The sequence below is a fragment of the Ancylomarina sp. YFZ004 genome, from assembly GCF_054254355.1.
Genome location: NZ_JBTCHQ010000001.1, coordinates 770749 through 785579 on the forward strand (window position 1 = coordinate 770749; position 14831 = coordinate 785579).

12 protein-coding genes are annotated in these 14831 nt (G+C 39.0%); all 12 read right to left on the minus strand.

The window, feature by feature from the left end; all coding sequences use genetic code 11:
* Positions 1-35: 35 nt before the first annotated feature.
* On the minus strand, positions 36-1529 hold the full coding sequence (locus ACXR6G_RS03180; RefSeq protein ID WP_458359944.1) for a 2-isopropylmalate synthase: 1494 nt from the start codon (positions 1527-1529) through the stop codon (positions 36-38).
* A gap of 537 nt (positions 1530-2066) precedes the next feature.
* Positions 2067-3113 carry a ketol-acid reductoisomerase gene (gene ilvC, locus ACXR6G_RS03185; protein ID WP_458359945.1) on the minus strand — a complete coding sequence of 349 codons (1047 nt, stop codon included), beginning with the start codon at positions 3111-3113 and terminating at the stop codon, positions 2067-2069.
* Positions 3114-3472: 359 nt separating this feature from the next.
* Positions 3473-3994 carry an acetolactate synthase small subunit gene (gene ilvN, locus ACXR6G_RS03190; protein ID WP_458359946.1) on the minus strand — a complete coding sequence of 174 codons (522 nt, stop codon included), beginning with the start codon at positions 3992-3994 and terminating at the stop codon, positions 3473-3475.
* A 112-nt stretch (positions 3995-4106) separates the two neighbouring features.
* Positions 4107-5843, minus strand: coding sequence for a biosynthetic-type acetolactate synthase large subunit (ilvB, locus tag ACXR6G_RS03195; protein ID WP_458359947.1), 1737 nt, complete (start codon positions 5841-5843; stop codon positions 4107-4109).
* Between the two features lie 99 nt (positions 5844-5942).
* Positions 5943-7778 (minus strand): dihydroxy-acid dehydratase, encoded by a 1836-nt coding sequence (ilvD, locus tag ACXR6G_RS03200; RefSeq protein WP_458359948.1) that lies wholly within the window; start codon positions 7776-7778, stop codon positions 5943-5945.
* 720 nt (positions 7779-8498) lie between these two features.
* Positions 8499-8774: a hypothetical protein gene (locus ACXR6G_RS03205; RefSeq protein ID WP_458359949.1), complete on the minus strand. Its 276-nt coding sequence runs from the start codon at positions 8772-8774 to the stop codon at positions 8499-8501.
* A 57-nt stretch (positions 8775-8831) separates the two neighbouring features.
* Positions 8832-9119, minus strand: a complete 288-nt coding sequence (locus ACXR6G_RS03210) for an SHOCT domain-containing protein (protein WP_458359950.1) — start codon at positions 9117-9119, stop codon at positions 8832-8834.
* A gap of 169 nt (positions 9120-9288) precedes the next feature.
* A complete protein-coding gene (locus tag ACXR6G_RS03215) occupies positions 9289-9732 on the minus strand; it encodes a hypothetical protein (RefSeq protein ID WP_458359951.1) in 444 nt (147 codons plus the stop codon).
* A gap of 53 nt (positions 9733-9785) precedes the next feature.
* Entirely contained in the window at positions 9786-10427 is a 642-nt protein-coding gene (locus ACXR6G_RS03220) for a hypothetical protein (RefSeq protein WP_458359952.1), read from the minus strand.
* The gene (locus tag ACXR6G_RS03225; protein WP_458359953.1) at positions 10411-10902 is read right to left on the minus strand and encodes an RNA polymerase sigma factor; all 492 of its coding nucleotides are present in this window, start codon (positions 10900-10902) and stop codon (positions 10411-10413) included. Before ACXR6G_RS03225 ends, ACXR6G_RS03220 begins: the two co-directional genes overlap by 17 nt.
* Before the next feature lie 263 nt (positions 10903-11165).
* Complete coding sequence (locus tag ACXR6G_RS03230) at positions 11166-13361, minus strand: KamA family radical SAM protein (protein WP_458359954.1); 2196 nt, start codon at positions 13359-13361, stop codon at positions 11166-11168.
* 185 nt (positions 13362-13546) lie between these two features.
* On the minus strand, positions 13547-14831 hold a 1285-nt coding region (locus ACXR6G_RS03235), incomplete at its 5' end, for a formate dehydrogenase subunit gamma (RefSeq protein WP_458359955.1).

Below are 14831 nucleotides of genomic sequence, written 5' to 3' on the forward strand. Positions count from 1 at the left end.
GATTATGTATTTAAATATTTTCTTTTATAACTGACTTAAACTATTTTAGATAGGGCATCAACCAATGCCTCCACCGAAGCGGTAATGATATCGATATTGGCTCCGAAACCATAGTACATTTTTCCTTTATGTTCTAATTGCACATGTACTTTACCGAGATCATCGCTTCCTCTAGTTAAGGTTTGCACAAGGAATTCCTCCAAAGAGAATTTCTGCTTAATCAATTTCTTAACAGCATTGAAACAAGCATCAATGGGACCATTTCCTTCAGCTGTAGCAGCACAAGATTCCCCTCTCAACTTAAGATGAACCGTTGCCATAGGAATGGTCGATTTACCTGCAACCACCTGCAATAATTCTAACTCTACCGATTTAGTCTCCGACTGATGATCGCCCATCAACTCAGACAAATCATTTTCATTAAGGTTCTTTCTATCGTCGGCCATAACCAAAAATCTGGTATAGGCATCATCCAACTCTTCCTGCGAAAGGCTATAGCCCATTTCTGTCAAATGATGATTCAAAGCAGCACGTCCACTTCTTGCTGAGAGGATGATTGCTGACTCCTTAATCCCAACATCAGCAGGATCGATAATTTCATAGTTTTCACGGTTCTTCAAAACACCATCTTGATGAATTCCCGATGAGTGTGCAAAAGCATTACGTCCAACAATGGCTTTATTTGCTTGCACGGGCATATTCATTAATGAAGACACCAAACGACTAGCTTGGTATATCCCTTTCGTGTTGATATCAGTGTGAAATGGTAAGCCATGATGGGTTCTAATTGCCATCACCACTTCTTCAAGAGAGGTGTTACCCGCTCGTTCTCCAATACCATTCAAAGTCACCTCAACCTGCCGGGCTCCATTAAGCAAACCACTCAAAGAATTGGCTGTAGCCATTCCCAAATCGTTATGACAGTGAGTTGACAAAATTGCCTTATGAACATTGGATACATTCTCCATCAAATACTTGATTTTTGCTCCATACTCACCTGGCAAACAATAACCTGTTGTATCAGGAATGTTGATAACCGTTGCTCCTGCTTTAATCACAGCCTCAACGACTCTAGCCAAATATTCATTATCCGAACGACCTGCATCTTCAGCATAAAACTCAACATCTTCAACATAGCGTTTGGCATACTTTACTGCACGAACTGCACGCTGTAGAATCTCATCTGGATTGGAATTTAATTTGGATTGTATATGATAAGGTGATGTTCCAATTCCTGTATGGATACGGCCTCTTTTAGCAAACTTCAGAGCCTGAGCAGCCACATCGATATCCTTTTCAACGGCGCGGGTTAGCGCGCAAATGATAGGATTACTTACGGCCTTGGCTATTTCGACCACCGATTGAAAGTCTCCAGGACTTGAAACAGGGAAGCCCGCTTCAATCACATCTACACCTAGAGCTTCAAGTGTTCTTGCGACCTCAATCTTTTCAATTGTATTCAACTGACAACCCGGGACCTGTTCCCCGTCGCGTAGTGTGGTGTCGAAAATAAATATTTTATCACTCATCTTTTTTATAATTTGTGGTTAAGCATTGTTCGATTAATAGCAAAAAAAAAGCCCTTCCTTAAGGGAAGAACTTCGTATAATGATCAATTGTTGTGATTCAAATTATAACACAGTCTTCCCTGTCGATCCCTCAATAATAAGGTCGAGAATGAGAATTAAACCAATAAGAATAGTATTCGTATTCATGATATTTTTCTTTACTGTGATACTGCCAATCAAGATCATCTCTTAATTGCTAAACAAACATAAAAACTATAGGACTTGAGTGAAAACAAATTATCCGATTCAACTACGACTTTCAAATCAATTCGCGAATATGATCCTTTGCAACAACAAGACTTCAATCACCTTATCTACCGAATATTACAAACCAAGCGCATTGGGTTAAGAATGGGTTATCCAACATCATTTTTATAAATAGATCTGATTCATATTTGTACCATTGGTACCCCAAAATGGGTTTAGGGTACCAATAGTTGATCACAAATTAACATCAGTGCAAACTCTCATTTACACGATACAGTCAGGCCTTTTAAGCTAGTTATTCTCTGGACGGAGCTTACGAACGGCTGTTCCGGCTTGCCACATTTCACTATCTCGTAGCTCTTCCAATTCAGCATCTAATTTCACTCGGTAATCATCCTGAGAGTTCGAGTCGATAGAACGTTGAGCTTCCTTCCCGGCTTCTACTTCTTTGTATAGCTTTTCGAAAACTGGCTTGGTCGCATCACGGAAAGGCTTCCACCAATCAAGTGCACCACGTTGAGCTGTTGTCGAAGTATTGGCATACATCCAGTCCATACCATTCTCAGCAACCAAAGGCATCAAACTCTGAGTCAATTCCTCAACTGTCTCATTGAAAGCCTCAGATGGCGAGTGACCATTGGCACGCAATACATCGTACTGAGCAGCAAATATTCCTTGAATACATCCCATCAATGTTCCACGCTCACCTGTTAAATCAGAATACACCTCACGTTTGAAAGTGGTTTCGAAAAGGTAACCCGATCCTACTCCAATTCCCAAAGCAACTACACGATCGAAAGCACGACCCGTTGCATCCTGGAAGATAGCGTATGATGAATTCAAGCCACGTCCCTCAAGGAACATACGACGTAAACTCGTACCTGAACCTTTAGGTGCAACAAGAATAACATCAACATCAGCTGGAGGTATAATATTAGTTCGCTCCTTATAGGTGATACCAAAACCGTGAGAGAAGTAAAGGGCCTTACCCGGCTTCAAATATTTCTGAACAGTTGGCCAAACAGCAATCTGTCCTGCATCTGACAATAGATATTGAATTACAGTTGCTCTATCCAATGCTTCTTCAATCTCAAAAAGATCTTTACCAGGAACCCAACCATCAGCGACAGCTTTGTCCCATGTTTTAGATTCTTTACGCTGTCCAACAATTACGTTAAAGCCATTGTCTTTCAAGTTTAGCGACTGACCGGGACCTTGAACACCATAACCGATTACAGCAATGGTTTCGTCTTTCATCACCTCACGTGCTTTTTCCAATGAGAATTCTTCACGTGTTACTACTTGTTCGTCTGTTCCACCAAAATTTATTGTTGCCATCTTTTTTTAATTTTTGATTGGGGATTTTAGATTTATGATTTGGGAAAACCAAACGCATCTTTCTTTAATCCCACTCTATTTTATTAATTATAATTTTATCTTTTTTTTATCCTTTCGCTCAAGCCGCTAGGCTTTTACTTTTACTCATAAAATAATTTTACAATAAGGAATTCATGATTTTCAATGCTCCTTAAATGAGAAAAGTAAACAAAAGAATCAAGTCAGTCTGATCCTTGTTTTTACTCCGTAGTCACATATGAATCACGCCTCACGGCAGACTGACAAGCCACGCTCAAAACAAATAATTAGATCTCCTTTTATTTCATTTCAAACCTTAGTCCGAATTCATAATTCATAAATTAACTTGCTTCTTCCAATCCCTTCAGATACGAGGTGAAATCTTTCTGCGAAGTCGAAACTGCTACACGACCTGATCGAGCAAATTGCAAGACGCCGTACTGTTCTAACTCATGAAACAGAGCTTGATTATCGGCCTTGTAACCTACTCGCTCGATAACCAAAAAGTCAGGACTCACCGTAAGAATCTTAGCATTTTTATTTCTCACTAAGGCTTCAAGATTTCCATTTAATCTGGTTGAGTTAGCAATTTTAAATAGAGCCACCTCTTGATGGACAATTTCTTCTGCTTCGAAATAGAGTGCTTTGAATACACCAATAATCTTTTCAATTTGAAGCACCACATTCTCAACCTTACTCTCATCCATATAGGCTACGATTGTGTATCGCGACACACCTTTCACCTCTGACTCTGATACGGTTAAGCTTTCTATATTGATTTTTCTTCGTGAGAAAACGATGGTTACCTCATTCAGAAGACCGATATCATTTTCTGAAAAAACAGTTATTGTATACTCTTTCATCTTAATTATTTTTTGATTTGAGATTTTTCAATCAAGCCTGAGACGGACTTCCCTTTACACTTCGACTCCGCTCAGTGAACACTCAGCCTTTTGACTTTTAGAACTTTAGGCTTTACTCCAGTCTCATTTGCGAAACGGCTGCTCCTGGTTCAATCATTGGCAATACATTAGATTCTGTTTCAACAACAACTTCAAGAAAGTAAGCGTTTGGCGATTCCAACATTTCTTTGATCGCTGCGTCAAGTTCTTCACGTTTACTAACTCTTTTGGCTTGTATACCGTAACCTTCAACAATCTTTACAAAATCAGGGTTCTCCAATCGAGTACAAGAAAAACGCTGATCGAAAAACAAATCTTGCCACTGTCGCACCATACCCAAGAATGAGTTATTTAAAACAATGGTTTTAACTGGCAAATTGTATTGTTTGATCACTGCCAACTCCTGCAAAGTCATCTGAAAGCCACCATCACCTGATATGGATATGACTTGAGCATTTCTATCTCCAATTTGAGCTCCAATGGCTGCTGGCAAACCAAATCCCATCGTTCCCAACCCACCAGAAGTAATCTGCGTATTCGGTTTTTTAAACTCATAGTAACGAGCTGAAGTCATTTGATGCTGACCAACATCGGTACACAAAATAGCTTCGCCATTGGTTTGTTCTGAGACTAAACGAACGACCTCAGCCATATTAATTTTCTCTCTATTAGAATAAGCCTGTTTCTTAATCACCTTATCAAACTCAAGCTGATAGAAATCTTTAAAACTCTTCATCCACTCAGGCTTAACATTTCCTCGAACCAATTCATTCAAGGCTGTTAAAGCTTGCTTGGCATCCGCCAATACGGGTACATCAACCTTTATATTTTTGTTATGCTCCGATCTGTCGATATCGATATGAACAATCTTAGCTTGCTTGGCATATTGGGCCGTATCTCCCGTTACTCTATCATCGAACCGCATACCAACTGCTATCAAAACATCACATTCATTGGTATTGATATTCGGTCCGTAATTACCATGCATACCCAACATCCCAACATAAAGTGGGTGATCTGTTGGAAAAGATGATAAGCCCAACAAGGTACAAGCGACAGGTGTCTGAGTCTTCTCAGCAAAAGCCATCAACTCCTTTTCTGCTCCTGACAATAGTATTCCCTGACCAGCAAGTAATAAAGGTTTCTTTGCCCCATTGATTAATTTGGCTGCCGCCTCAACCTGACTTATGTCTAGCTCAGGCATAGGCTGATACGAACGAATATGCTCACATTTCTTATATTTATAATCCGTTGTCGCAATTTGTGCATCCTTTGTGATATCAATCAATACAGGACCTGGTCGACCCGTACGTGCGATATAAAATGCTTTGGCCATAACCTCTGCAATTTCATCTGCTTTAGTTATTTGGAAATTCCACTTCGTAACAGGCATAGATAGACCAATCATGTTGGTTTCCTGAAAAGCATCCGATCCCAAAAAACCACTAGCCACCTGGCCTGTAATAATTACAAGTGGGGTTGAATCCAGATAAGCATCAGCCAATCCTGTTATAACATTGGTTGCTCCTGGTCCCGATGTTGTGAAACAAACGCCCGGCTTTTTACTGATTCGCGCATAAGCCTGTGCCGAATGAGTTGCCCCCTGTTCGTGACGAGCTTGGTAATGCTGTAATTCTTCTTGGTGATCGTATAAGGCATCGTAAACGGGCATAATGGCGCCACCTATATATCCAAATATGCTATCTACATCCTCTTCAATCAAGCTTCGAACTAATATCTCAGCTCCCGATAGATGTTCTGTGGGTTTACACATGGTATTTGTATTTTGACTTGTTGCTGCTATTTCCATCTTAAAACATTTTTAGTCTTAACTACTACTTCGACTCCGCTCAGTAAGCGATTCGCGATATTGAGTTATTGACCTTTTGACTTTTTGACTTTTCAACCTTTATAACTGCCTTACTGCCCCTTTATCTGCTGAGCTGACCAGTTTCGAGTAGGCTTGTAATGCCTTTGAAACCATTCGCCCTCTTCCTCTTGGTGTGAAGGCTTTGTCATCATAAGCTTCTTCTTCATTTCTTCTAGCCTCCAAATCTTCATCCGAAATACAAATATTCAGACTACGATTAGGAATGCTGATTTCAATCTTATCCCCTTCTTTTATCAGAGCAATTGCACCTCCCGCCGAAGCTTCTGGCGAGACATGTCCGATTGATAAGCCTGATGTTCCTCCTGAAAATCGACCATCGGTAATCAGAGCACACTTGGCTCCCAATCCCATGGCTTTAAGGTAAGAGGTTGGATAAAGCATCTCTTGCATGCCTGGTCCGCCAGATGGACCTTCGAACTTGATCACCACCACATCGCCAGCATTCACCTGCTTGGTGAGAATGGCTTCGCAAGCATCGCGTTGTGAATGATAAACCTTTGCTATACCTGTGAAGTTGAAAACCTCCTCGGCAACTCCAGCCGTTTTTACCACACAACCATCGGGTGCTATATTTCCGAATAAAACTGCCAAACCACCATCTTGGGTGTAGGCATTTGCCATATTTCTAATACAACCCTTTTCTCTATCAGCATCAACTTGTTTGTACTGCGAATTCTGCGACGCGAATGTCAGGTTACGTCCGCTGCGACCTGGTGCAGAATGATAAATCACTTTCGCTTTCTCACTGAGTTTATCTGAAGTCAAATCATATTCTTCAAGAGCTGTCTTTAAACTTTTCTGATCAACACGCCCCACTTCTGTGTTCAAAAGTCCACCCTTAGCTAGCTCAGCTAGTATGCTCATGATACCACCTGCACGGTTCACATCTTCGATATAGTAGTTAGGTGAGTTGGGCGCCACCTTACACAGGTTTGGTGTTTTGCGCGACAGCTCATCCATGTCTTTCATTGTAAAATCAAGTTCAGCCTCGTGAGCAATGGCCAATAGGTGAAGCACCGTATTGGTTGAACCTCCCATTGCAATATCCAATGTCATGGCATTCCTGAAAGCCTCAAGTGTAGCAACTGATCTTGGCAGAACTGAAGCATCGCCATTCTTGTAATAAGCATCTGTTATCTTTACAATACAATCCGCAGCATCCATAAACATATCTTTACGCAGCTTGTGAGTTGCAAGCAAAGTTCCGTTTCCTGGTAAGGCCAAGCCCAAAGCTTCGTTCAAGCAATTCATCGAGTTAGCAGTAAACATACCCGAACAAGATCCGCAAGTTGGGCAAGCCGATTCTTCAATTTCCTGAAGCCGTTCATCGCTTACACTATCGTCACCAGCCTTAACCATGGCATCAACCAAATCAAGTTTTTCACCCTTCGATTCGCCTGCCTCCATTGGACCTCCTGAAACAAAAACGGCAGGAATATTCAATCGCATAGCGGCCATCATCATGCCTGGTGTAATCTTATCACAATTAGAAATGCAAATCATCGCATCAACCTTGTGCGCATTACACACATACTCCACACTATCAGCAATCAGCTCGCGCGATGGCAATGAATAGAGCATCCCATCATGTCCCATGGCGATACCATCGTCAATGGCAATGGTGTTGAACTCAGCGGCAAAGTAGCCCGACTTCTCAATCTGCTTTTTCACCATCTGCCCAACGTTTTGCAAGTGTGCATGACCTGGTACAAACTGAGAGAATGAATTCACGATAGCAATCACTGGCTTCCCGAACATCTCTTCTTTCATGCCATTGGCTCGCCAAAGGCTTCTGGCTCCTGCCATGCGTCTGCCCTCTGTGGTTTGGCTGCTGCGTAATTGGTTTTTATACATTTTGGTTAATCGTTAAGTTGTTTGTCCTAATTTCTGTTGTCGATTATCGGTTGCTTAGCGGATTCGAGGCAAAAAAAAACGCTCTTCCTTTTCGGGAAGAGCGCTCATAATTTCGTTAGTTCGAATTATTGTGTGTGCACGCCTTCCCTCATCCTCATTCTAATAATGACGATGACCATAATAATGACGATAATGACTAGCTTACTTGATAACATACAATAATCTGATCTAAAAAAAAGCCTCTTCGTTTCGGAAGAGGCTTTGAATATTTTGTAAAACTGGTTTCGTTTAGTTAAATATGCACAACCTCGATTCATGTCCAATTAGGACGCGAATAATGACGTTGATAATAATGATTGTATTAAATTGCATATTGCTTTTTCTATTTTCGGATTCCTCATTAATTGATTGAAATCCATTTTGTTTTAATCTTGTCAACGAACCTTTACAATCATTCTCTCGATCTGATTACGCTGACAAATCTATGCGACAAATATAGCTTATAAAATCTTTTATTTCCAAATCCTACGATTCCCAAACCTGATTTCATACTCTCATAGCATTCTAAATAAGAATCAAGAATACCCATGTTTACTGGCTTTCTTATTTTAAAAAGAATTCCTGATTCATATTACTTTCACAGCTATTTTTGCTGATGAAATTAATAGAGATTAGCTATTTTTCTATCTCTTCTTAGAATGAAAAATTCATTTTCCACTCCTAGGTCATGTAAGTATAGGCGATAATTATAACAAGCACAAGGAAAATAGAAATCACTAGTATTTCTTTTCTTCGCTCTAAACCTGCTTTCAATCTAATTTTACCTTTTATTTTTTCAAGCTTCTCTTTCGAAACCTTTTTGTAACGCAAAGCAGCTTTATCAGAATGTGATGCTTCTCGATTATTTGATCTGAACTTTTGCTTATTGGATGTTTTTATAGCACGATTCTGCCTCATCCTAATAATCATATCTAAAACATGTCCTGCACTACTCATCTGATTGCTTTATAATTTTGAATTTTCAATAATAAGATATGATTGGTTACACATATCTCAATTTAAGATCCTATTTTTTTGTTTCACGAACTCATCTTCGGTTAAAACTCCTTTTTCTTTAAGTTCGTTCAATTTCAAAAGTTCATCAGAAATATTTCCTGTACTTGATAAATTTATCTCAGATGTATTTTTATTCGACAAGACTGTTACGATAAGACCTACAACAGGCGTTGTTAATAATGCAATTACAAATGATAAAAAGAATCCTATTTGTCTTCCTATTCCAATTGTACCAACTAAAGCACATACTAAAATGTATATCCCAATAATGTAAGAAATCATCATATCTATTTATCTTAAATTTATTTTATAAAAACTGAAGTAAATTAATTATTTATCATCAAGCTTCATAATATTAAAGTTAAATAAACACTTAGATTGCTTCCAAATAATTTCAAACATAAAAAAGCCGAAGGATTCATATCCCTCGGCTCACTATAAACGTTCTATTTGCTTAACAGCTACTTGCTGATAAATCGAGTTGCTTGCCCGATTGGGCAGCTTTTTTATCTAGATTCATACCTACAGTCAGCCCAACAACCAAACCAATAATTAATCCCATCCCATTATTATCGAATGAGGCTGAAAAGGCGACTCCTAGTGCCACACCAATAGACATCCACAAATTCCGATAATGGTCCTTGGTCACCCATCCCAATTCTTTCTCAAGCAATTTTAAGATACTAGAATAAGCTTTTCTCAAGCTTTTTCTCAATTCTATATCAGTACCCGAAAAGTTATTGATTTTTTGAATATCAGAATTAATCATATTCAGTATTTCACTTGGGATTTCTCTTTTTGTCAGTGCCTCAATCAAGGCTTGCAATCTTTTGTAGGCTTTTAATAATCGCTTATTTTCTTCTATACCTTTTATATCTTTTAGTTGTTCAATTTTCATAATATTTCAATTTAACATTCTCTATACTATTGTCTTACAGCTGCAATGGCTAATTATTTTCTTAACTCTTCCATATCAGCTAGCATCTCATCTAACTTTCTAAACTCACGCCCATATACCAAGCCAACATCGAACTTGTAAATACGCTTTCCAAAAACGGCCAATAGCCCCAAGATGAAAACGATGCCCAATACCCAGAATACAGGAATACCATTCATCAGATAGATTTGGTGGGGTTTTCCTAAGATTTCAGTTATGAGTTCTTGAAATTTGCTTGAAAACCAAAAGCCCAGAACCATGAACAGAAAGAATAAGGGGTAATAGTATCTGGCAATCCTGGAATTCACATCAAGTTGTTCTTTCATCCAATGGTCGAATGTTCTAATATATTCGTAACTACTGATGTTTTTATCAATTTTCATCAGGCCTTTCATTAGCTTACGATTGACAAGTACAATGCTATTTAGTATGAAAAAATACCCTACACCCATAACTGGTATGTCTAATGGGAAAGAGGCAAGCAAAATCACAAACGAACCTATAAATATGGCATTCAGATTAATCTTGAACATTCTCTTAAACTTATCCACAAGGTGCATGGACTTCTTATTGTACAGGTTATTCAACTTAGGCACCACCAAGTCATCAGTATTCAAAAACCCTTCTTTCCAAATTTCTTCAATTGACTTTTCCATCTAATATCTTTTTTAAGCGTTCCTTAATTCTTTTAATACGCACACCAATATTGTTGGGATTGGTGCCAATGATATCAGCGATTTCCTGATAGCTCTTCTCCTCCAGATAAAGCAAGATAACCCCTCTGTCCAACTCCGATAATTGCCTAATAGCATTATAGAGTTCTTGCAGAGATTCATCAGCAAACACCTGACTATCTTCAATTGCTTCGGCCGGCAGATAATCAGAAGCAAAGTGCTGGTGGTTATTCTTCTTTTTCTTCAAAAGGGTGAGACAAACATTCAAAGACAATCTGTAAATCCATGTCGACCATTCCGATTGACCTCGAAAATTGTCATGGCTCTTCCAAATCTGTAAGCAGACCTCTTGATAATAATCTTCGAAATCCTCCTGAGAGTTGGTATATGCCCTGCATATCTTAATGATAATTGCAGCATAGGGTAAGATTGAAAGTGTGTAAAAATCGCTACTCATTCTGTTGTTTTTCTATTTAGTGTCTTAAGTCTTGGATTCTTACAGGCACTTGAATATTTTTTTTTCAGATGGACTATTTGCATCAGCTGAGGCCTTAATTTAATCAAATAAAAATTGACATCAATTATCAGCAAATACAAACACGATAGTCTGCATCTTTAATAGGGTCATACATTTCCAAATAAAAAAAGCCGAAGGATAAATCCTCCAGCAAATTATGTTGATATTCATCTTTTAAGCCCCCATGATAAATCATGGGGCTACTATTCAATCTCTCCAAAATTGGTAACTTCATCGGTAAGCTTATAATCGTATTCAGGATACTCAAATAAGCTCATTCGTGGTTCGGTTTCGCCAATGGAGTAACCCCAAATACTTTCATAGTCCTTAATATCCTCACCCATCTCCTCCAATTGGTATAAATACTCGGCAATCGACTTCGATTCAATAATAATAACCTTATCCATATTGTGCATAGCTGGACTGTGACTACGGGTTTTGTCCAATTCAAATTCCAATATTCGACGTCCGTAACGAGTTACTCCAATAGTCCTGAATGTCAAACTCTTTCCGACCCCTGGCAAGTTCAACACATTCCTGTCTGTTCCAATAAATGGCAAACCCGATTTCTGCAACAGATTACGAATATTGTCAGTCAGGACCTCAGCATTGTTAGGGAATTCACGTATTTCTTCCTCATACTCGAATGGTATCCAACCTATAATTTTTTCCTCCATCTGCTCCTGAACTGCCCTCTCATTAGTGGCGAAGTTGAAGCTGTTTTCCATATAGCCTTTCACACTAAAAGTATAGTAATTCAACACCCCTATTTCATTCAGCGTTTTTCGTAATTTCGATGAATGCCCTCTGCGTGATGCTGCTGCGGTAAATACCAATTGATTGGTAACAGTCCATCCGGCAGAATTTAGCAAACGAACAGACTCTCGTGCTTCAGGCGTAACCTCCATAGATGATTCAAAATGTGTTTGTATAATAAACTTCTTCACGCCTAACTTAGCCGCTTTGTGTTTAAAATCTTTCAAAATCTTTATCAATTCAGGCTTGATTCTTTGTGGAAGATAAATCGGCAGTCTTGTCCCCAGGCGAACCCTTAAAATCTCAGCATATTTATCTCCCTCTTTACGCTTCTCATTCGCTTTCTTTTTTCGTGCAGCCATTTCATAAACCGAATCCAGAATTTGTTTTAATGAGCTATCGGAACTCATAAATGCATCCCCTCCGGTTATTAATATATCGCGCAACTGTGAATCCGACTCAAAATATTCGAGCAATCTGTTTAGTTTTTCCTGCCAGGTCTCCTTGGCTTTTAGTTTATCCAGATCAAAATTAAGGTTGCCCCTCTGAAAATCGAACATCCGTTGGCAGGATGAACAAAGACCAGCACAAGCACGTCCCATGGTATCAGGGATTAAAATAGCCACTTCAGGGTAGCGACGATGAATATTATTACTCGTTGGCAAAATCCAACCAGCAGCATTTGGTTTTCCGGGTTCAACCAAATCTTCTTTTTCCCATGCTACTATATGACCATATTCGTCAACCAATTGCTGGCTATAAATCACATAGTGTCTGATTGCCAGATCGGCACCTATAGCGAAGTAAGGCACCCGCACATGAAGCAATGACAAATAATAAGGATTTACAAAAAATGGTATACCCTGCTTTTCAGCTGCATAAAGAACTTTCATTGAATCCGGATCGAGAGAATTGCCCAGTAGTTCATTTAACAGGTCAGGAGAACGTACAGCAAACCTTAAGTGGAACTTGTAATCATCCCACCATTCAAGCATCTTTAAATATTTTTGTTCTTCGCTTAAATTGGATTCAAACAGGTACTTCTTACTCTTTATTTCTTCTGAATCAATTTTTGCAATTAATACTTTAATAATCCGTTCCCTGTTTTCTTCCCTTAGCTTTATTATTCGGGGATCAAGGCCCGTACTCCAACGGTTCATCCATTCTTCGAGATCGCCAACTGTGGGCATTTCACGCTTATAAGTCCCGCAAAACTGACGGAATAAATAAAGCATGTCTCTAAAAAAATAGGGTTTAGCCCCACCCGTTCCATAGTTAACAGCAAGCCAAATTAATTTGATTGGATTACTTATTGCTTTTTCTCCTCTAATATTTGGATCTTCAAATTCGCGCCCCGCATTATCAATGTAATCGAGAATTCTGATGGCTGCAAAATCAACCCAAGTGAGTTTCTCATAAGCTTCACGTCCTTTAATTTCTCCTTTATAAAATTGATAGGCTTCTTTATGCTTTTTCAACTCTTCAACCACCCAATTCCTAACACCAACCAAAGCCTCGGTAGGATTTTTGGCATTTCGCATGATTTCCTCTAAAACAGGGCTTACTTTTAACAGTTCCTTTAAAAGCATGTGCGATTTTACCGTTATCGCAATCTGATCTAAATGGTGAACTTTCGGTACCATGGTTCTTGGTTTTTGGATTCACTTTAAGGTACGATTTTTTTAAAATTTTTGCTAATTCATTCCTCTGTATCAAAGCTTCATCTATTGATATTTGGTTTCAAAAAAATGCCGAAGGATAAATCCCACGGCAAATTATTTCAGATATTCACCTTTTAAATCCCCATGATAAATCATGGGGCGAATGTTTACTTCACTCCAAATAGCAATGAATAGATAATAAGAGCAATTAATAGGAAGCCAATAAACAGAAAGAAAAAACCAAAGACTTTTACAGACAGATTTCTATCAGGGGTAATTTCCATTTCAACGACACGTTCATCCAACTTGCCAGAACTCTTGAGTTCTTCGTAATCCCTTGGGCGATCTTTTTTATATTCATCAAGCAATACATGGCCGGTAAATATCACCGTATCCATAGGAAATGATTCGGGACGGAAGTGGGTATTAAAAAAGTGAATTGTAAAAATAAAACCCACCGCCAGCAAGGCTTCGTCGCTGTGTATTATTTGAGCAACATTGATTAGCCAACCAGGTAAAAACTTGGTAAACATCTCTGGGAACCACAATACCAAACCTGTGAAACCAATAATGGCAACGCCCCAAAATACAGCTAGATAGTCGAATTTTTCCCAATAGGTCCATCGTCCGTAGTTAGGCCGTTCACCTTTCCCTACAAACCATTTCACACTTGCCCAAAAATCTTTAAGATCCTGACGATTAAACATGATGGAATGGCTACCAAAAATAAATTGAGACCAACCAAGGCCCATTTTACGCCTACCATTCATGAGTGAAAAAAGGTGATAAATAAAGTAGCCGAATGTCACTATAGCACCTAAACGGTGTAAGATACCTGCCACTTGTACACCTCCTAATAAATCAACCAAATATCTAGCCCATTGCATATTGGCAAATTTAAGTAGCATACCCGTTAGAGCTAAAATTACAAAACTTAGAATGACAAAAATATGGGTATAACGCTGGCTATCGGTAAATCGACGAATATAAATCGCCTTGCCCTTAGGTTTATGAAGCTTCTTTTTCCTTCTTTCCCGCAAGGATTGAGGTAACCACAGAAGTGTGTGCAGACCAAAAAAGCCGAAGACTGCCATCAGTAAAGAAGACATGCCCCAAAAGGTGTAATACAAAATAGGATATTTATCGCGGTTGTTATGTGTTGCATGAGTCAAGAATCCCGTAAATCCGACATTCGCATCCTCATGGCATTTCTGGCAAGTCGCCACAATATTCTTGTATCCAACAGCAGAATTCGGATGCTCGATATTCATATCGGAATGTGCCCCATGACAATCAGAACACCTAGCTGCCTGTAAATAGCCAAGCTGATAGGCCTTCCCATGATAAGTTTCCAAATAACTATCTGATAATTGCTTATGACAGAGACCACATTGATGGGTGATTTCATTCATAAATTCATCTTTGTCGATTTCAGAGATCAAGTGAGCGGAA

Excerpts from the sequence above, each read along its gene's own strand:
- ACXR6G_RS03180 (WP_458359944.1), bottom strand. The coding sequence starts at position 1,529 with ATGAGTGATAAAATATTTATTTTCGACACCACACTACGCGACGGGGAA.
- ilvC (WP_458359945.1), bottom strand. The coding sequence starts at position 3,113 with ATGGCAACAATAAATTTTGGTGGAACAGACGAACAAGTAGTAACACGT.
- ilvN (WP_458359946.1), bottom strand. The coding sequence starts at position 3,994 with ATGAAAGAGTATACAATAACTGTTTTTTCAGAAAATGATATCGGTCTT.
- ilvB (WP_458359947.1), bottom strand. The coding sequence starts at position 5,843 with ATGGAAATAGCAGCAACAAGTCAAAATACAAATACCATGTGTAAACCC.
- ilvD (WP_458359948.1), bottom strand. The coding sequence starts at position 7,778 with ATGTATAAAAACCAATTACGCAGCAGCCAAACCACAGAGGGCAGACGC.
- ACXR6G_RS03205 (WP_458359949.1), bottom strand. The coding sequence starts at position 8,774 with ATGAGTAGTGCAGGACATGTTTTAGATATGATTATTAGGATGAGGCAG.
- ACXR6G_RS03210 (WP_458359950.1), bottom strand. The coding sequence starts at position 9,119 with ATGATGATTTCTTACATTATTGGGATATACATTTTAGTATGTGCTTTA.
- ACXR6G_RS03215 (WP_458359951.1), bottom strand. The coding sequence starts at position 9,732 with ATGAAAATTGAACAACTAAAAGATATAAAAGGTATAGAAGAAAATAAG.
- ACXR6G_RS03220 (WP_458359952.1), bottom strand. The coding sequence starts at position 10,427 with ATGGAAAAGTCAATTGAAGAAATTTGGAAAGAAGGGTTTTTGAATACT.
- ACXR6G_RS03225 (WP_458359953.1), bottom strand. The coding sequence starts at position 10,902 with ATGAGTAGCGATTTTTACACACTTTCAATCTTACCCTATGCTGCAATT.
- ACXR6G_RS03230 (WP_458359954.1), bottom strand. The coding sequence starts at position 13,361 with ATGGTACCGAAAGTTCACCATTTAGATCAGATTGCGATAACGGTAAAA.